The sequence below is a fragment of the Streptomyces sp. NPDC042336 genome (assembly GCF_055581985.1).
The window spans coordinates 64,074-83,095 of sequence record NZ_JBVJEA010000028.1 but is presented as its reverse complement, the minus strand read 5'-3'; the positions used below and the strand labels follow the sequence as shown (position 1 = coordinate 83,095).

Here is a 19,022-nt window from a genome sequence, read left to right as displayed (position 1 = left end):
AAGGCGGGCTTCGAGACGCTGACCGAGGCCGGTTACCAGCCGGAGATCGCCTACTTCGAGTGCCTGCACGAGCTGAAGCTGATCGTGGACCTCATGTACGAGGGCGGCCTGGAGAAGATGCGCTGGTCGATCTCCGAGACCGCCGAGTGGGGCGACTACGTCACCGGCCCGCGGATCATCACCGACGCCACCAAGGCCGAGATGAAGAAGGTCCTCGCCGAGATCCAGGACGGCACCTTCGCCAAGAACTGGATGGACGAGTACCACGGCGGTCTGAAGAAGTACAACGAGTACAAGAAGCAGGACTCCGAGCACCTGCTGGAGACCACCGGCAAGGAGCTGCGCAAGCTCATGAGCTGGGTCGACGAAGAGGCGTAGGTTTTTTCCCCGCGGGGGTGCCCGGCGCGCCGGGCACCCCCGCGGGATCCCCTTCCGGGTGATGCTTCCGAAGAGGCGCAGGACGGCGCCCGCCACGCCACTACACTGCTGAACACATACGCGTCAGGCCCACAGCGTCGTGCGTCTTCCACGCGGCTAGCAACCCTCCACCGCATGCGGCCGTCGGGACGGCCGTCCGCATTGGACTTGTGAGGACTCACGTGAGCTCGAAACCCGTCGTACTCATCGCTGAAGAGCTGTCGCCCGCCACCGTGGACGCGCTCGGCCCCGACTTCGAGATCCGCCAGTGCAACGGCGCGGACCGGGCCGAACTGCTCCCCGCCATCGCCGACGTGGACGCGATCCTGGTCCGCTCCGCCACCAAGGTCGACGCCGAGGCCGTCGCCGCCGCCAAGAAGCTCAAGGTCGTCGCCCGCGCCGGCGTCGGCCTGGACAACGTGGACGTCTCCGCCGCCACCAAGGCCGGCGTGATGGTGGTCAACGCCCCGACCTCCAACATCGTCACCGCGGCCGAGCTGGCCTGCGGCCTGATCGTCGCCACCGCCCGCAACATCCCGCAGGCCAACGCCGCGCTGAAGAACGGCGAGTGGAAGCGCAGCAAGTACACCGGTGTCGAGCTGGCCGAGAAGACCCTCGGCGTCGTCGGCCTCGGCCGCATCGGCGCGCTCGTCGCGCAGCGCATGTCGGCCTTCGGCATGAAGGTCGTCGCCTACGACCCCTACGTGCAGCCCGCGCGGGCTGCGCAGATGGGCGTCAAGGTGCTGTCGTTGGACGAGCTGCTCGAGGTCTCCGACTTCATCACGGTCCACCTGCCCAAGACCCCCGAGACCCTCGGCCTGATCGGCGACGAGGCGCTGCGCAAGGTCAAGCCGAGCGTCCGCATCGTCAACGCCGCCCGCGGCGGCATCGTCGACGAGGAGGCGCTGTACTCGGCGCTCAAGGAGGGCCGCGTCGCCGGGGCCGGCCTGGACGTGTATGCCAAGGAGCCCTGCACCGACTCGCCGCTGTTCGAGTTCGACCAGGTCGTCTGCACCCCGCACCTCGGTGCCTCCACCGACGAGGCCCAGGAGAAGGCCGGCATCGCCGTCGCCAAGTCGGTCCGCCTCGCCCTCGCCGGTGAGCTGGTCCCCGACGCGGTCAACGTGCAGGGCGGTGTCATCGCCGAGGACGTCAAGCCGGGCCTGCCGCTCGCCGAGCGCCTCGGCCGCATCTTCACCGCGCTCGCGGGCGAGGTCGCCGTCCGCCTCGACGTCGAGGTCTACGGCGAGATCACCCAGCACGACGTGAAGGTGCTGGAGCTGTCCGCCCTCAAGGGCGTCTTCGAGGACGTCGTGGACGAGACGGTCTCGTACGTCAACGCCCCGCTGTTCGCCCAGGAGCGCGGCGTCGAGGTCCGGCTGACCACCAGCTCGGAGTCCCCGGAGCACCGCAACGTGGTGACCGTCCGCGGCACCCTCGCGGACGGCGAGGAGGTGTCGGTCTCCGGCACGCTGGCCGGCCCGAAGCACCTCCAGAAGATCGTCGCCGTCGGCGAGTACGACGTGGACCTCGCCCTCGCCGACCACATGGTCGTGCTGCGGTACGAGGACCGTCCCGGTGTCGTCGGCACCGTCGGCCGCGTCATCGGCGAGGCCGGTATCAACATCGCCGGCATGCAGGTCGCCCGTGCGACGGTGGGCGGCGAGGCGCTGGCCGTGCTGACCGTCGACGACACGGTGCCCGCCGGGGTGCTGGCGGAGGTCTCGGCGGAGATCGGGGCCACGTCGGCCCGGTCCGTCAACCTCGTCTGAGAGGTGACCGTACCCGGGGGCTGCCGCCCCCGGGACCCCCGCTTACGGCCCTGAACGGGCCTTGTCCTCAAACGCCGGACGGGCTGAGTTGGTCGGCCTGTCCGGCGTTTGCCGTCTCCGCCTCCGGGCGCACCCGGATGTGCCGCAGCCCCAGCGCCGCCGACACCGCCGCCCCGAGCAGCAGCAGCGCCCCCGCGATCGCGGCACCCTGCATGCCGTCCGTGAACGCCTCGCGTGCCGCCGTGGCCAGGGCGTCTCCCGCGCGCCCCGGAAGCTCGGCGGCGACGGCCAGTGCCCCGCCCAGGGTCTCCTCGGCCGGGGCGGGTGCGTCCGAGGGGACACCGTGGCGGTAGAGGGCCGTACCGATGGAACCGAGTGCGGCCATGCCCAGGGCGCCGCCGAACTCGGTGCCGGTCTCCAGCAGTGAGGAGGCCGCACCCGCCTTCTCGACCGGGGCCGAGCTGAGGGCCAGGTCGGTGAGCAGGGACATCACGACGACGAGGCCGGCCGCGAGGACGCCGCACGCGGCCAGCAGCAGCCACAGCGAGTCCGTGCCGGCCAGGGCCAGCAGTCCGTAGCCGCCCGCGGCGATGACGAAGCCGGCCGTCACGACGTACGCGCGCTCGGCACCGCGCTGGACCAGTCGGGCGGCGACCGGTGCGGCGGCGCCGATGAGCACCGACGGCAGCAGGCTCCACAGCGCGGCCTCCAGCGCGCTCTTGCCGAGGACCGACTGGAGGTACTGGGTGGTGAAGTACGCCGAGCCCATCATCCCGAAGGCCGACAGGGTGTTGAGGACCAGCGCCGGGGTGAAACCGTGCCCGCGGAACAGGGCGGGCGAGATCATCGGCGAGGCCGAGGTGCGCTGGCGGTGCACGAACAGGGCCGCGAACAGCAGGCCGACGGTGATCGAGACGACGTAGCGGACGTTCCACCCCTCGGAGGGCAGCTCCTTGAGGCCGTAGACCACGGGCAGGACCGCCGCCATCGACAGCGGGACGCTCAGCAGGTCGAAGCGGCCGGGGGAGGGGTTCTTGGACTCCGGGAGCAGCACCGGACCGAGAATCAGCAGCAGGGCCATCGCGGGCAGGTTCACCAGGAAGACCGAGCCCCACCAGAAGTGCTCCACGAGGACGCCGCTCATCACCGAGCCGAGCGCGATCCCGGCCGTCATCACCCCGGACCACAGCCCGATCGCCTTCGCCCGCTGGGCGGGGTCGGTGAACATCGTGCGGACCAGCGCCATCGTCGACGGCATCAGGGTGGCGCCGCCGATGCCGAGGACCGCGCGGGCCGCGATCAGGGTCTCGGCGCTGTGCGCGTAGGCGGCGAGCAGTGAGGCGGCGCCGAAGGCGACCGCGCCGAGGAGGAGCAGCCTGCGGCGGCCGACCCGGTCGCCCAGCGCGCCCATCGTCATCAGCAGGCCGGCCAGGACGAAGCCGTAGATGTCGAAGATCCACAGCTGTTGGGTGCCGCTCGGGTCCAGGTCCGCGCTGATCTGCGGGATCGCGAAATAGAGGACGGAGACATCCATCGAGACCAGCAGCAGCGGAAGCATCAGCACGGCCAGCGCGGTCCACTCACGGCGGCCGGCACGGGGCGGATTCGTTGTCATGCCGGAGACTGTACGCACGTCTTATACGGCTGTCTAGGACGCTTGTATAAGACGGCTGTCTGGGGGCATGGATAAGGTGACGGCATGGGACACCGTGAGGATCTGCTCGAAGGCGCCAAGCGCTGCCTGCTGCAGAAGGGATTCGTGCGCACCACGGCGCGCGACATCGTCAAGGAGTCGGGGACCAACCTGGCGTCCATCGGCTACCACTACGGTTCGAAGGACGCCCTGCTGGCGCAGGCCTACGTGTCGCTGGTCGAGGGCATGGCCGACGCGTTCGAGGGCGGCCAGGGCGCGGGGCTGACCACCGAGCCCGGTTCCGTCGAGCGGTTCCAGGAGGTCTGGTCGAACGTCATCGCCACGATGAAGGAGCCCGGCTCCCCGTGGCGGCTCAGCATGGAGATCATCGTCATCGGCGACCAACTGCCCGAACTGCGCGACCACCTGGCCAAGGCGCAGCTGGAGGCAGGGCGCGGCTTCATCCCGCTGCTCATGGGCGGGCGGGAGGAGGACGTCTCCGGGGACGAGCTCGGCACCCTGGGCATGTTCTACGTGACGCTGATGACCGGCATCATCGCGCAGTGGACCTTCGATCCGAAGACCGCGCCCGAAGCGGACCAGCTCGCCGAGGGGCTGCGCCGGGTGATCGAGGCCGCTACAGGCGACGCCCCTTGAGCGCCATGTGCAGCAGCAGCCGGTCCTCCCCGTCGTCCAGGTCCAGGCCCGTGAGCTGTTCGACGCGCGACAGCCGGTAGTACAGCGTCTGGCGGTGGATGCCCAGCTCGGCGGCGGTCCGCCCGGCCTGGCCCGCGCGGTCCAGGTACACCTCGGCGGTGCGGGCGAGTTCGCGGTGGGCGGGGGAGAGCAGCGCCCGTACGGCGGGATCGTGGGCGGCGTGCGGGGGCAGCGCGGTCAGCAGGCGGAACGGCCCGATGTCCGTCCACTGGGCGACCGGAGCGAACCGTTCCTCGGCGCGCGCCGCCCGGGCCGCCGCCGACGCCTCCGCCCAGGCCGTCCCCAGCTCCGCGAGGCCCGAGCGCGGCGCCGAGACGCCGGCCGCGGCACCGGCCGCCCCGCCGGTGCCCCGGGCCGGGACCCGCTCCAGCAGCCGCCCCGCCGCCGACGTCGCCGGGGCCGGCAGGTCCACCGAGCGCAACCGGACCAGCAGCGCCAGCGAGACGGCGGCGGCCCCCCACGGCACCGTGCACAGCGCCGTCGCGCCCGGCACCGTACGGACCGAGGGTGCGTCGTCCGGGTCGGCCGAGGGCCAGGGCGCCACGCAGACCACCGCGTGCGGGGTGTCCGCCCGGGCGCCGAGCGCGCTGCGCAGCTCCGCCACCGCCATGTCCCGCTGCCAGTCCCGCTCGGCGGTCAGCACCGCCCGCAGCTCCCGGCTCAGGTCCGCGCCGTGCTGTGCCTCGTCGGCGAGCAGCGCGCCGATCCGCGCCGTGACCTCCATGGCCGCCGCCAGCTGCCGTTCGGTCGGGCCCGGATCGGTGTCCAGGAGCCACACGTAGCCGAGGACCACACCCCGATGGCGTACCGGCAGGCAGGTGCGCCCGCGGTACACCCCCGCCTCGGGGGTCGGCGGGATGCGCACCGGGCCGGTCGCCCGGGTGATGCCGAAGCTCTCGAACCACGCCCGGACCGCCGCGGTGGAGCGCCGGGTGAGGATCGAGCGGGTGCGCACCGGGTCCAGGGCGGAGGGGTCGAGGTCGCCCTCGCTGTCGTAGGCGCCGAAGGCGATCAGCTCGAAGTCGCGGTTCTCCAGGGTCGCGGGCGCGCCCAGCAGCTCGGAGACCTCGTCGACCAGCTCCTGGTAGTCACCACGGGTACCACCGGTGCCTGCGGAACCTCTGGAATCGGACGTCACCCGGGCATTCTGCCGCATTTGCGCGCGCCCTTCATACATCTGTCTGAGATCCGCGGCACGGATGCGTGACAGGTGTCGATGGCCGACGATCGGGAGGATCCTTAGATTTCACGGTGGTTCTCCGTGCCGTTCCCCCTTACGTCGGGCAGCGGCCTCTGTGTTGGTTGGTAAGTGGAGGTGCCCCGTGCTGGGTCCCGTGATTCTCGCCGCGTCCCGCAGCGACCGGATGCGTCGGCTGGTTTCCGCCGCGCCCGTGACCAAGCCGGTCGTCGACCGGTTCATCCCCGGCGAGACGGTCGACCAGATCGTGCCGATCGTCCGGGAGCTCACCGATCAGGGCCTGGAACTGACGATGGACGTCGTCGGCGAGGACATCACCACCCCCGCGCAGGCCGAGGCCGCCCGCGACGCCTACCTGGAGCTGATCGACCGGCTCAAGCCGCTGGAGCTGGGCACCCGCGCCGAGATGTCGGTGAAGCTCTCCATGTTCGGCCAGGCGCTGGACGGCGGGCACGAACTGGCACTGGACAACGTCCGCCCGGTCGTCGAGGCCGCCGCCGAGATCGGCACCACGGTCACCCTCGACGCCGAGGACCACACCACCCTCGACTCGATGTTCGCCATCCACGAGGAGCTGCGGAAGGACTTCCCGCAGACCGGCTGCGTCATCCAGGCCTACCTCTTCCGCACCGAGGCCGACGCGCGCCGCCTCGCCGACAGCGGCTCTCGCGTACGGTTGGTGAAGGGCGCCTACAAGGAGCCCGCAGAGGTCGCGTACCAGCAGCGCCACGAGATCGACAAGGCGTACGTCCGCATCCTGCGCACGCTGATGGAGGGCGAGGGCTACCCGATGATCGGGTCCCACGACCCGCGCCTGATCTCCATCGGCCAGGAGCTGGCCCGCACGGCCGGACGCAAGCTCGACGAGTACGAGTTCCAGATGCTGTACGGCATCCGGGGCGACGAGCACCTGCGGCTGGCCGCCGAGGGCCACCGCATGCGCGTCTACACCGCCTACGGCACCGACTGGTACGGCTACTTCATGCGCCGTCTGGCGGAGAAGCCGGCCAACCTCCGGTTCTTCGCCCGCTCGATGGTCAGCAAGGGCTGAGCCCGCACCCGCTCGCACAACCCGCTCAGTAAGGAGTTACGGAACCCATGGACGCTGTGACCCAGGTCCCCACCCCCGTCAACGAGCCGGTGCACGGCTACGCGCCCGGTTCGCCCGAGCGCGCCCGTCTGGAGGCCAAGCTCAAGGAGCTGGCCGACAACCCGATCGACCTGCCCTGCACCATCGGTGGCGAGAAGCGGATGGGCGGCGGCGAGCGCTTCGACGTCGTGCAGCCGCACAACCACAAGTCCCGCCTGGGCACGTACGCCAACGCCACCCAGCAGGACGCCCAGGACGCGATCGACGCCGCCCTGGCCGCCGCCCCCGCCTGGCGCGCGATGTCCTTCGACGACCGCGCGGCGATCATCCTGCGCGCCGCCGAGCTGCTGTCGGGTCCCTGGCGCGAGACCATCGCCGCCTCCACCATGCTCGGCCAGTCCAAGACCGCCCAGCAGGCCGAGATCGACAGCCCCTGCGAGCTGGTCGACTTCTGGCGCTTCAACGTCCACTACGCGCGGAACATCCTCGCCGAGCAGCCCCCGGCCAACTCCCAGGGCGTGTGGAACCGCATGGACCACCGCCCGCTGGAGGGCTTCGTCTACGCGATCACGCCGTTCAACTTCAGCGCGATCGCGGCCAACCTGCCCACCGCTCCGGCCCTGATGGGCAACGTGGTGGTCTGGAAGCCGTCCCCGACGCAGACCCACGCCGCCGTGCTGCTCATGCAGCTCCTGGAGGAGGCCGGGCTGCCCAAGGGCGTCATCAACCTGGTCACCGGCGACGGCATCGCGGTCTCCGAGGTCGCCCTGGAGCACCGCGACCTCGCGGGCATCCACTTCACCGGCTCGACCAAGACCTTCCAGCACCTGTGGAAGACGGTCGGCAACAACATCGAGAAGTACCGCACCTACCCGCGGCTGGTCGGCGAGACCGGCGGCAAGGACTTCCTGGTCGCCCACCCGAGCGCCGACCGCGCGGTGCTCAAGACCGCGCTGACCCGCGGTGCCTTCGAGTACCAGGGCCAGAAGTGCAGCGCCACCTCGCGCGCGTACATCCCGGCGTCCATCTGGAACGACGGGTTCAAGGAGGAGTTCGCCGCCGAGGTCGACTACCTGACCATGGGTGACGTCACCGATCTGTCGAACTTCATCGGCGCCGTCATCGACGAGCGGTCCTTCGCCAAGAACAAGGCCGCCATCGACCGGGCCAAGGAGGACGAGACCTGCACCATCGTCGCGGGCGGCTCCTACGACGACTCGGTCGGCTACTTCGTCCGCCCGACGGTCGTCGAGTGCACCGACCCGGAGAACGAGGTCTTCCGCACCGAGTACTTCGGCCCGTTCCTCGCCGTCCACGTGTACGACGACAGCGTCGACGGCGCGTACGACGCGATGCTGACCCAGATGGAGTCGGTCTCGGACTACGCGCTCACCGGCTCGGTCATCTCCAACGACCGCGCGGCGGCCGCGTACACGATGGAGAAGCTGCGCTACGCGGCCGGCAACTTCTACATCAACGACAAGTCGACCGGCGCCGTCGTCGGCCAGCAGCCCTTCGGCGGCGGCCGTGCCTCCGGCACCAACGACAAGGCGGGCGCCCCGCAGAACCTGATGCGCTGGACGCTGACCCGCGCCATCAAGGAGACGCTGGTCCCGCCGACCGACTACACCTACCCGCACATGGGCTGACGCCCGCGCGCAGGACGCCCCGGCGGGCCAGGTCGACCGACCTGGCCCGCCGGGGCGTTTTCGCAGGCCGGGACGGTGTGAGCGAGGGCACCGTCTCAGATAGTAGGAAGTCCGAGTAATTGTGGAGACAGACGCGGCGCGCTCCCTTAGCTTTGTAGGAGCCGAACGTCCCGCTCGATCGAGCGAATGGCGGTCGTGAGCCCGTGCCCGTGCAGGCAACCCCTGCGGCATCGCGCTCCCCGCCCCTTCCGGCGTCTCTCCGTACTGCTCGCTTTCCGCGCTCCCTTTGTGCCGAAGGAGTCGATTTCCATGGCCGAGACGACCATCCGCCGCCGAGTCCGTCACCTCTCCCGCACCGGCGACTCCGACCGCAAGAACGCCGCGGCCGCCCTCCAGCGCTCCCTCGACCGCCGGGACAACGGCGGCGCCACCGGCCACTGAGCAGCGCGGACGACGGAGGCGTCCGCATGGCGGACGCCTCATGTCATCCCGTGGGACGAGCGGTAGGGTGCCGTCATGTCTCGCAGCCTCAATCTCGCAGTGATTCCCGGTGACGGCATCGGCCAGGAGGTCGTGGCCGAGGGTCTCAAGGTCCTCTCCGCCGTCCTCCCGCAGGATGTGAAGCTGGAGACCAAGGAATTCGACTTCGGCGCCCGGCGCTACCACGCCACCGGTGAGACCCTCACCGACGCCGACCTCGACGCCCTCAAGGCGCACGACGCCATCCTGCTCGGCGCGATCGGCGACCCGTCGGTGCCGTCTGGCGTGCTGGAGCGCGGCTTCCTGCTCAAGCTCCGCTTCGCCTTCGACCACCACGTCAACCTGCGGCCGAGCAGGCTCCTGCCCGGCGTCGCCACCCCGCTCGCCGGCCAGCCCGAGATCGACTTCGTCGTCGTCCGCGAGGGCACCGAGGGCCCGTACACGGGCAACGGCGGCACCATCCGCAAGGGCACCGAGCACGAGGTCGCCACCGAGGTCTCCGTCAACACGGCCTACGGCGTCGAGCGCGTCGTCCGCGACGCCTTCGCCCGGGCCCAGGCCCGCCCCCGCAAGAAGCTCACGCTGGTCCACAAGAACAACGTGCTGACCTTCGCGGGCCACCTGTGGACCAACGTCTTCAACAAGGTGGCCGAGGAGTTCCCCGAGGTCACCACCGACTACATCCACGTCGACGCCGCGACCATCTTCCTGGTCACCGACCCGGCCCGGTTCGACGTGATCGTCACCGACAACCTCTTCGGCGACATCATCACCGACCTCGCCGCGGCCGTCTCCGGCGGTATCGGCGTCGCCGCCAGCGGGAACATCAACCCGTCCGGCGACTTCCCCTCGATGTTCGAGCCGGTGCACGGCTCCGCGCCCGACATCGCAGGCCAGGGCAAGGCCGACCCCACCGCCACGGTCCTGTCCGTCGCCCTGCTGCTGCGCCACCTCGGGTACGAGGACGAGGCGGCCCGGATCGAGGAAGCCGTCTCCGCCGACCTCGGCGAGCGCGGCGGACTGCCCGCCCGCAGCACCTCCGAGATCGGTGACGCCCTCGCCGTACGAGTAGCCGGCTGACCCCGGCGCACTCGAAATCCAACCTTTCGAAGCCGCCGGGTCCGAAAAACAAGGCACCCGGCGGCTTTCTCCTGCGTCCGCCAGGTGCGACCATCGAATCCTGGGCCGCATTCACCCCGTTTCATCCGTCGTGGACCGCGCGCGATAATCGAACGCGAAGCCGCGACCTGAGGGAATGCTCGGACGTCCTAGCACCGGCCACCGGCCGTACGGGCGTGACCGCGGCCCGTCACAACACACACCGGTGAAGGACAGCCACCCATGACGACGCCCACGATCGAGCTCAAGCCCTCCGCCAGCCCGCTCTCGGACTCCGAGCGCGCGGCGATTCTGGCCAACCCCGGGTTCGGCCGCCACTTCACCGACCACATGGTGACGATCAAGTGGACCGAGGGCCGCGGCTGGCACGACGGCCAGCTCGTGCCGTACGCCCCGCTCTCCCTCGACCCGGCCACCATGGTCCTGCACTACGCGCAGGAGATCTTCGAGGGGCTGAAGGCCTACCGGCGGCCCGACGGCTCCGTCGCCACCTTCCGCCCGGAGAAGAACGGCGCGCGCTTCCAGGCGTCCTCGCGCCGCCTCGGCATGCCCGAGCTTCCGGTGGACACCTTCATCGAGGCCTGTGACGCGCTGGTCAGGCAGGACGAGAAGTGGGTCCCGGCGCACGGCGGCGAGGAGTCCCTCTACCTGCGCCCCTTCATGATCGCCACCGAGGTCGGTCTGGGCGTCAAGCCGGCCAACGAGTACCTCTTCCTCGTCATCGCCTCCCCGGCCGGCGCCTACTTCCCGGGCGGCGTCAAGCCGGTCTCCATCTGGGTCTCCGAAGACCGGGTCCGCGCCGTCCCCGGCGGCATGGGCGACGCCAAGACCGGCGGCAACTACGCGGCCTCCCTGCTCGCCCAGGCCGAGGCCGCCACCAAGGGCTGCGACCAGGTCTGCTACCTCGACGCCATCGAGCGCAAGTGGGTCGAGGAACTGGGCGGCATGAACCTGTACTTCGTGTACGGCGACAAGATCGTCACGCCCACCCTCACCGGCTCCATCCTGGAGGGCGTCACCCGTGACTCCCTGCTCACCGTCGCCCGCGACCTCGGTTACGAGGCGGAGGAGGGCCGTATCTCGGTCGACCAGTGGCAGCGGGACTCGGAGAACGGCACGCTCACTGAGGTCTTCGCCTGCGGGACCGCCGCCGTGATCACCCCGGTCGGCACGGTCAAGCGGTCCGGTGCCCAGTGGCAGCAGAGCGGCGGCGAGACGGGCGAGGTGACGCAGCGGCTGCGGGACGCGCTGCTGGACATCCAGCGCGGGACCGCCGAGGACACGCACGGGTGGATGCACACGCTGGCCTGATGTGCCCCGGCGCCGGGGGGCGGACCTGCAGGAGCTGCCGCCCCCGGACGCCCCTTCGGCCTGAACGGCCTCGTCCTCAAACGCCGGACGGGCTGAGACTGTCCACCCCGGGCTCTTTTGAAGCGTTGGCCCGGGGCTGTGGCACCAGCACGTACACCACCCCGCCCACCAGCCCCGACAGCAGGAAGCTGCAGTCCACCCCGCCGGTGAGGGACAGCAGCGGCCCCTCGTACGACGGCAGGGACACCGCCAGCACGCCGACGCCCGCGCCCACCGCCCAGGCGGCCGTCGCGGGGACGTTCCAGCCGGACCGGTACCAGTAGATCCCGCCCCGCGCCCGGCGGTTGAAGACCTGGAGGGCGTCCGCGTCGTACACCCCGCCGCAGCGCACCGAGCCGATCATCGTGATGACGGCCCAGGGGGTGCCGATCGCCGTCAGCAGCAGCACGAAGGACGTCATCGCCGACTGCGCCTGCCAGGCGTAGTGCCCGGCGAAGACGCAGGCCGTGGCGACGACGGCGACGGCGCAGGTGGCGCGGGCACGGGAGGCGCGCGGCAGGATGGCGTCCAGGTCCAGGCCCATCGAGTACAGCATCAGCCCCGCGTTGCCCACCGAGCCGGCCGAGGCGGCGAGCAGCAGCGGGACCAGGTACCAGGTGGGGGCGGCGTCGACCAGCGGGCCCGCGTAGTCCAGGGCGGCACGGGCGGCGTACGCCGTGAAGGTGCCGAAGAGCTGCGGGATCAGCAGGCCGAGCGTCAGCCCCAGCCAGGTCGCGTGCAGCACCCGGCGGGAGGAGAAGCGGGCCGGGGAGATGTAGCGCGTGTAGTCGCCGAGCAGGGTGATGAAGGCGATCGGACCTGACAGTCCCGCGGCCACGGCGGCCAGCAGCCACGTCGGCCAGAACCCGTCCAGCAGATATCCGCCCGCCTCCGGCAGCGCGGCGGTGGTGAAGTCGGGCGCGTAGGCGATCACGCCCAGCGCCAGCAGCGCGGTCATGCCGTAGGCCAGCACCCGGGACATCGCGAGCAGCACCCGGTAGCCGTAGACCGCCCCCGCGACGGTCGCGGCGGCCAGCAGGCCGTAGACGACGGCGTACGTCGCACCGCCCTGCGGCAGGCCGAACAGCCGCCCGAGCACGCCCGCCATCACGTCCCCGCCGATCCACACCGTCAGCGCGGTGTAGCCGAGGGCCAGCAGCAGACCGACCACCGAGCCGACCAGCCGCCCGCGCACGCCGAACTGGGCGCCGGAGGACGTGGACAGGTTGGTGCCGGTGCGCAGGGAGATCAGGGCCAGTGGGGCCGTGAACACCGTGCCGACGCCCGTCCCCGCGACCACCGAACCCACCGAGGCCCACCAGCCGAGGCCGAAGGACGGCGGCAGCCAGCCGAAGACGATCACGCCCAGGCAGAGGTTGGACCCCAGCAGGATCGAGATCAGGTCCCGGGGGCCGCTGGTGCGTTCCGCTTCGGGGATGGTGTCGACTCCGCGCTGTTCTATCGGCATGGCTGGTCTCCTTCGACGGCCGCCAGAGGGGGTGGAGCGATGTTAGAGCGACGTTCAATGTGACGTCTGCCCTTGCTGCTCGTCAACGGTTCCGCTGCATGTCTTTCGTGCCTAGAGTGATGTCCGTAGTTAGAGTGGTGCTCAAATTATGGTCAAGTGAGGAGGTGTCGCGGCGTGAGACTGACTCCCACGGAACGTGACCGGCTGCTGCTGTTCGGGGCGGCCGAGCTGGCCCGCGCCCGCAGGGCCCGCGGGCTCAGGCTGAACGTCCCCGAGGCGACCGCGCTGATCGCGGACACCGTGTGCGAGGCCGCCCGCGACGGAGCGCGCCTCGCGGAGGCCGTCGAGCGCGCCCGGTGCGTGCTCGGCCCGGACGACGTCCTGCCCGGCGTCGCGGACGTGGTCACCGAGGTGCACGTGGAGGCCGTCTTCGACGACGGCTCCCGCCTCGCGGTCGTCACCGACCCCGTCGGGGGCCCGGGGCTCGGTGCGGACGCCCCCGGTGTCCTGTTGCCGGGACACGCCCACGCGGAACCCGAGGCGGCGCTGCGGCTCCCGGTCACCAACACCGCGACCGTGCCGGTCTCCGTGACCTCCCACTTCCACTTCTTCGAGGCCAACCCGCGCCTGGACTTCGACCGGGAGCGGGCCTACGGAATGCGCCTGGCCGTACCCGCCGGGTCCTCGGTCCGCTTCGGCCCCGGCGAGCGCGTGGAGGTGGGCCTCGTGCCGATCGGCGGTGCCCGCGTCGCCATCGGGTTCGCCGGTCTCGTCGACGGCCCGCTGGACGCGCCGGGCGCCAGGGAAGAGGCCCTGCGCCGGGCCGCCGCCTGCGGATATCTGGGAGCGGACCGATGAGCATCGACCCGTACGCCTACGCCGCCACCCACGGCCCGCGCGCCGGTGACCGGCTCCGCCTCGGCGACTCGGGGCTGGTGATCCGCGTCGAGTCCGACGCCCAGCGCTACGGCGACGAGTTCCTCGCCGGTTTCGGCAAGACCGCCCGCGACGGACTCCACCTCAAGGCCGCGGCGGTCCGGGAGACCTGCGACGTCGTGATCAGCAACGTGGTCGTGATCGACGCGGCCCAGGGCATCCGGAAGGTGTCGATCGGCATCCGCGAGGGGCGGATCAGCGGGATCGGGCGGGCCGGCAACCCCGACACCCTCGACGGGGTCGACGTCGTGGTCGGCACCGGCACCTCGATCGTGTCCGGCGAGGGCCTCGTCGCCACCGCCGGAGCCGTGGACACCCACGTCCACCTGCTCTCCCCGCGCATCATGGAGGCGTCCCTCGCGTCCGGGGTGACGACGATCATCGGGCAGGAGTTCGGCCCGGTCTGGGGCGTCGGCGTCAACTCGCCGTGGGCGCTCAAGCACGCCTTCGGTGCCTTCGACGCCTGGCCGGTCAACATCGGCTTCCTGGGCCGGGGCTCCTCGTCCCACGAGGCCCCGCTGATCGAGGCGCTGGCCGAGGGCGGGGCGTCCGGCTTCAAGGTGCACGAGGACATGGGCGCCCACACCCGCGCCCTCGACACCGCGCTGCGCGTCGCCGAGGAGTACGACGTCCAGGTCGCCCTGCACAGCGACGGCCTCAACGAATGCCTCTCCGTGGAAGACACCCTGCGGGTGCTGGAGGGCCGCACCGTCCACGCCTTCCACATCGAGGGCTGCGGCGGCGGACACGTCCCCAACGTGCTGAAGATGGCCGGCGTCCCCAACGTCATCGGCTCCTCCACCAACCCCACCCTGCCCTTCGGCCGGGACGCGGTCGCCGAGCACTACGGCATGATCGTCTCCGTCCACGACCTCAAGACCGACCTGCCGGGCGACGCCGCCATGGCCCGCGACCGCATCCGCGCCGGGACCATGGGCGCCGAGGACGTGCTGCACGACCTGGGCGCCATCGGCATCACCTCCTCCGACGCGCAGGGCATGGGCCGGGCCGGCGAGACCGTCCGCCGCACCTTCGCCATGGCCGGCAAGATGAAGGCCCAGTTCGGCGCCCCGGACGACCACGACAACGAGCGCGTCCTGCGCTACATGGCCAAGCTGACCATCAACCCCGCCCTCGCCCACGGCCTCGCGCACGAGATCGGCTCCATCGAGGTCGGCAAGCTCGCCGACATCGTGCTGTGGCGCCCGGAGTACTTCGGCGCCAAGCCGCAGCTCGTGCTCAAGTCGGGCTTTCCGGCGTACGGCGTGGTCGGCGACCCGAACGCGGCCACCGACACCTGCGAACCCCTCGTTTTGGGACCGCAGTTCGGCGCGCACGGCGCCACGCCCGCCGAGATATCGGTGGCCTTCGTCGCGCAGGCCGCCCTCGACCGGGGCGGCGACACCCTGCCGACCCGCCGCCGCCGGGTCGCCGTGCGCGGCACCCGCGGCATCGGCCCGGCCGACCTGCGTCTGAACTCCCGTACCGGCGCGGTCGACGTCGACCAGCGCACCGGCCTGGTCACCCTCGACGGCGACCCGCTGCGCTCCGAACCGGCCGAGTCCGTCTCGCTCAACCGCCTCTACTTCCTCTGACGCTCCTCCGACCTCCAGGGACATCTCGATGACCTTCCGCATGCCCCCCGAGTGGGCCCCGCACGAACGCACCTGGATGGCCTGGCCCGGCCCCAACGCGACGTTCACCGACGCCGGGGAACTGGCCGCGGCCCGTGCGGCATGGGCCGCCGTCGCCCGCGCGGTGCGGCGTTTCGAGCCGGTGACGATGGTGCACGGGCCCGGCCAGGGCGACAGCGCGCGCGAGCTGCTCGGCCCGGACGTCGACCTGGTGGAGCGCGAGCTGGACGACGCCTGGATGCGGGACATCGGCCCGACCTTCGTGACCGACGGACGGGGCGGACTGGCCGCCGTGGACTGGGTCTTCAACGGCTGGGGCGCCCAGGACTGGGCCCGCTGGGAGCACGACGCCAAGATCGCCCGGCACGTGGCGGACCTCGCCGCCGTGCCCGTGCTGGGCAGCCCCCTCGTCAACGAGGGCGGCGCGATCCACGTCGACGGCGAGGGCACGGTCCTGCTGACCGACACCGTCCAGCTCGGCCCCGGCCGCAACCCCGGCTGGAGCCGCGAGCAGGCCGAGGCGGAGATCCACGCCAAGCTCGGCACCAGCAAGGCGATCTGGCTCCCGCACGGCCTGACCGGCGACTACGGCAGGTACGGCACCCAGGGCCACGTCGACATCGTCGCCGCCTTCGCCCGGCCGGGCACCGTCGTCGTGCACAGCCAGCGCGACCCCCGGCACCCCGACCACGACCGCTCACGGCAGTACCTGGAGATCCTGCGCGGTCAGACCGACGCCAAGGGCCGGCGCCTGGAGGTCGTCGAGGTTCCCGCCCCGACGGTCCTGAAGGACCAGGACGGCGACTGGGTCGACTACTCGTACATCAACCACTACCTGTGCAACGGCGGCCTCGTCCTGTGCGCCTTCGGCGACCCGAACGACGAACTCGCCGCGGGCATCTTCCGCCGCCTGTTCCCCGGGCGGACGGTGACCCTGGTGGACGCGCGTACGATCTTCGCGGGTGGCGGGGGCATCCACTGCATCACGCAGCAGCAGCCGAGGATCTAGGAGCAGCGCATGGCCGGTGGTGGGCGCAGACAGGCCCCGCCGCGCGAGGACGTACTCGCCGCCGCCATGGAGATGATCGCCGAGCGCGGCCTGGAGAAGCTCACCATGGCGGCGCTCGGCCGCGAGGTCGGCATGAGCAGCGGCCACCTCCTGTACTACTTCCGCTCCAAGGACGAGCTGCTGCTGCGCACCCTGGAGTGGAGCGAGGGCCGCCTCGGCGCCGAGCGCGGCCGCCTGCTCACCCGGCCCGGCGCCGCCCGGGAACGCCTCGACGCCTACGTCGACCTGTACGTCCCCGACGGCCACCGCGACCCGCACTGGACGCTGTGGCTGGAGGTGTGGAACCGCTCGCAGAACGCCCCCGACGAGGCCCGCGACCGGCAGGCCGCCATCGAGGGCGCCTGGCACCGCGACCTGGTCGCCCTGCTCGCCGAGGGCATCTCGCGCGGCGAGTTCCGCCCCGTGGACCCCGACCGCTTCGCGTCCCGGCTGCGGGCCCTCCTCGACGGCTTCGCCATCCACGTGGCGATCGGCCTGCGCGGGACGGACCGGGCCCAGGTGCTCGGCCACGCACGGGAGTTCCTCGCCGAGGGGCTCCTGGCACGGTCCTGATCCGGACGCCCCCACGCTCGCATCCTGAGACGGGCGGTGGACGGGGGGCGGAGTGTGCCAGACTGCCCCCGTGCTCTCGTTCGCCATGATTATTGGCAGCAGGCGCGCCGGTCCGCAGTGACCACCACGTACGACCAGGTACGGGTGGACACCGTCGTCCTCGACCCGCGCGCAGACCTCTCGCACCCGCGAGAGGTTTTTCGCTTTCCTGGCCCACCCCGAGCCGGGAAGAGTGCGCGAGGGATCATAGACGGACGGTGGAACCGGTCATTCCGGTAGACCGAGATCCCCAACAGGAGCCTTGACATCATGACCGCAACCAGCGAACTCGACGATTCGTTCCACGTCTTCGACACCACCCTGCGCGACGGCGCGCAGCGCGAGGGCATCAACCTCACGGTCGCGGACAAGCTGGCCATCGCACGGCACCTGGACGACTTCGGTGTGGGCTTCATCGAGGGCGGCTGGCCCGGCGCGAACCCGCGGGACACCGAGTTCTTCGCCCGCGCCCGGGAAGAGATCGACTTCAGGCACGCCCAGCTGGTCGCCTTCGGCTCCACCCGCCGCGCGGGCGCCAGCGCCGCCGAGGACCACCAGGTCAAGGCGCTGCTCGACTCGGGCGCCCAGGTGATCACGCTGGTCGCCAAGTCGCACGACCGGCACGTCGAACTGGCCCTGCGCACCACGCTGGACGAGAACCTGGCGATGGTGGCCGACACGGTCTCCCACCTCAAGGCGCAGGGCCGCCGGGTCTTCGTCGACTGCGAGCACTTCTTCGACGGCTACCGCGCCAACCCCGAGTACGCGAAGTCGGTCGTGCGCACCGCCGCCGAGGCCGGCGCCGACGTCGTCATCCTGTGCGACACCAACGGCGGCATGCTCCCGGCGCAGATCCAGGCCGTGGTCGCCACGGTGCTGGCCGACACCGGCGCCCGGCTCGGCATCCACGCCCAGGACGACACCGGATGCGCCGTGGCCAACACCCTCGCCGCCGTCGACGCCGGCGCGACCCACGTCCAGTGCACGGCCAACGGCTACGGCGAGCGCGTCGGCAACGCCAACCTGTTCCCGGTCGTGGCCGCCCTGGAGCTCAAGTACGGCAAGCAGGTGCTGCCCGAGGGCCGGCTGCGCGAGATGACCCGCATCTCCCACGCCATCGCGGAGGTCGTCAACCTCACCCCCTCCACCCACCAGCCCTACGTGGGCGTCTCCGCCTTCGCCCACAAGGCCGGCCTGCACGCCTCCGCGATCAAGGTCGATCCGGACCTCTACCAGCACATCGACCCCGAGCTGGTCGGCAACACCATGCGGATGCTGGTCTCCGACATGGCCGGCCGCGCCTCCATCGAGCTCAAGGGCAAGGAACTCGGCATCGACCTCGGCGGCGACCGCGAACTGGTCGGCCGGGTCGTCGAGCGGGTCAAGGAGCGCGAGCTGGCGGGCTACACCTACGAGGCAGCCGACGCCAGCTTCGAGCTGCTGCTGCGCGCCGAGGCCGAGGGCCGGCCGCTCAAGTACTTCGACGTCGAGTCCTGGCGCGCGATCACCGAGGACCGCCCCGACGGCACCCACGCCAACGAGGCCACGGTCAAGCTCTGGGCCAAGAGCGAGCGCATCGTCGCCACCGCCGAGGGCAACGGCCCGGTCAACGCCCTGGACCGGTCGCTGCGCGTCGCCCTGGAGAAGATCTACCCGGAGCTGGCCAAGCTCGACCTGGTGGACTACAAGGTCCGCATCCTGGAGGGCGTGCACGGCACCCAGTCCACGACCAGGGTCCTCATCTCCACCTCGGACGGCACGGGGGAGTGGGCCACGGTGGGCGTCGCGGAGAACGTCATCGCCGCCTCCTGGCAGGCCCTGGAGGACGCCTACACGTACGGGCTGCTGCGGGCCGGGGTCGCACCCGCCGAGTGAGCCGGATCTTCCGGATCTCCGCGC

15 protein-coding genes and 1 pseudogene are annotated in these 19,022 nt (G+C 71.3%); 13 read left to right on the top strand and 3 right to left on the bottom strand.

Features of this window, described 5'->3' with window-relative positions:
• Nucleotides 1-378, top strand: a pseudogene (locus ACZ6IM_RS36380) (ketol-acid reductoisomerase); the annotation flags it as partial.
• A gap of 221 nt (nt 379-599) precedes the next feature.
• Nucleotides 600-2,189 (top strand): phosphoglycerate dehydrogenase, encoded by a 1,590-nt coding sequence (gene serA, locus ACZ6IM_RS36375; protein WP_052838447.1) that lies wholly within the window; start codon nt 600-602, stop codon nt 2,187-2,189.
• A gap of 67 nt (nt 2,190-2,256) precedes the next feature.
• Here serA and ACZ6IM_RS36370 read toward each other — a convergent pair whose 3' ends face one another.
• Nucleotides 2,257-3,804, bottom strand: a complete 1,548-nt coding sequence (locus tag ACZ6IM_RS36370) for an MFS transporter (protein ID WP_469562719.1) — start codon at nt 3,802-3,804, stop codon at nt 2,257-2,259.
• Nucleotides 3,805-3,888: 84 nt separating this feature from the next.
• Between ACZ6IM_RS36370 and ACZ6IM_RS36365 the strand changes: the two genes are divergently transcribed.
• The gene (locus ACZ6IM_RS36365) at nt 3,889-4,479 is read left to right on the top strand and encodes a TetR/AcrR family transcriptional regulator (protein WP_469562716.1); all 591 of its coding nucleotides are present in this window, start codon (nt 3,889-3,891) and stop codon (nt 4,477-4,479) included.
• Here ACZ6IM_RS36365 and ACZ6IM_RS36360 read toward each other — a convergent pair.
• The gene (locus ACZ6IM_RS36360) at nt 4,460-5,695 is read right to left on the bottom strand and encodes a PucR family transcriptional regulator (RefSeq protein ID WP_052838444.1); all 1,236 of its coding nucleotides are present in this window, start codon (nt 5,693-5,695) and stop codon (nt 4,460-4,462) included. The two genes, ACZ6IM_RS36365 and ACZ6IM_RS36360, sit on opposite strands and share 20 nt — an antisense overlap.
• A gap of 166 nt (nt 5,696-5,861) precedes the next feature.
• Between ACZ6IM_RS36360 and ACZ6IM_RS36355 the strand changes: the two genes are divergently transcribed.
• The 5 genes from ACZ6IM_RS36355 (at nt 5,862) to ACZ6IM_RS36335 (ending at nt 11,386) form a co-directional block, all read left to right on the top strand.
• Entirely contained in the window at nt 5,862-6,788 is a 927-nt protein-coding gene (locus tag ACZ6IM_RS36355; RefSeq protein WP_052838443.1) for a proline dehydrogenase family protein, read from the top strand.
• 47 nt (nt 6,789-6,835) lie between these two features.
• Nucleotides 6,836-8,476: an L-glutamate gamma-semialdehyde dehydrogenase gene (gene pruA / locus ACZ6IM_RS36350; RefSeq protein WP_052838442.1), complete on the top strand. Its 1,641-nt coding sequence runs from the start codon at nt 6,836-6,838 to the stop codon at nt 8,474-8,476.
• Nucleotides 8,477-8,785: 309 nt separating this feature from the next.
• The gene (locus ACZ6IM_RS36345) at nt 8,786-8,917 is read left to right on the top strand and encodes a hypothetical protein (protein ID WP_052838441.1); all 132 of its coding nucleotides are present in this window, start codon (nt 8,786-8,788) and stop codon (nt 8,915-8,917) included.
• 75 nt (nt 8,918-8,992) lie between these two features.
• A complete protein-coding gene (locus ACZ6IM_RS36340; protein ID WP_052838440.1) occupies nt 8,993-10,036 on the top strand; it encodes a 3-isopropylmalate dehydrogenase in 1,044 nt (347 codons plus the stop codon).
• A 261-nt stretch (nt 10,037-10,297) separates the two neighbouring features.
• The gene (locus ACZ6IM_RS36335; protein WP_052838439.1) at nt 10,298-11,386 is read left to right on the top strand and encodes a branched-chain amino acid aminotransferase; all 1,089 of its coding nucleotides are present in this window, start codon (nt 10,298-10,300) and stop codon (nt 11,384-11,386) included.
• Between the two features lie 76 nt (nt 11,387-11,462).
• On the opposite strand, the gene ACZ6IM_RS36330 is transcribed toward ACZ6IM_RS36335, so the two are convergent.
• A complete protein-coding gene (locus ACZ6IM_RS36330) occupies nt 11,463-12,893 on the bottom strand; it encodes a cytosine permease (RefSeq protein ID WP_052838438.1) in 1,431 nt (476 codons plus the stop codon).
• Between the two features lie 174 nt (nt 12,894-13,067).
• Between ACZ6IM_RS36330 and ureA the strand changes: the two genes are divergently transcribed.
• From ureA to cimA, 5 genes are all read left to right on the top strand, one after another.
• Nucleotides 13,068-13,751, top strand: a complete 684-nt coding sequence (gene ureA / locus ACZ6IM_RS36325; RefSeq protein WP_052838437.1) for an urease subunit gamma — start codon at nt 13,068-13,070, stop codon at nt 13,749-13,751.
• The gene (locus tag ACZ6IM_RS36320) at nt 13,748-15,424 is read left to right on the top strand and encodes an urease subunit alpha (protein ID WP_052838436.1); all 1,677 of its coding nucleotides are present in this window, start codon (nt 13,748-13,750) and stop codon (nt 15,422-15,424) included. Before ureA ends, ACZ6IM_RS36320 begins: the two co-directional genes overlap by 4 nt.
• 28 nt (nt 15,425-15,452) lie before the next feature.
• The gene (locus tag ACZ6IM_RS36315; protein ID WP_052838435.1) at nt 15,453-16,472 is read left to right on the top strand and encodes an agmatine deiminase family protein; all 1,020 of its coding nucleotides are present in this window, start codon (nt 15,453-15,455) and stop codon (nt 16,470-16,472) included.
• A gap of 9 nt (nt 16,473-16,481) precedes the next feature.
• Complete coding sequence (locus tag ACZ6IM_RS36310) at nt 16,482-17,084, top strand: TetR/AcrR family transcriptional regulator (protein WP_052838434.1); 603 nt, start codon at nt 16,482-16,484, stop codon at nt 17,082-17,084.
• Between the two features lie 309 nt (nt 17,085-17,393).
• Nucleotides 17,394-18,998, top strand: a complete 1,605-nt coding sequence (gene cimA / locus ACZ6IM_RS36305; protein WP_052838433.1) for a citramalate synthase — start codon at nt 17,394-17,396, stop codon at nt 18,996-18,998.
• Nucleotides 18,999-19,022 lie beyond the last annotated feature (24 nt).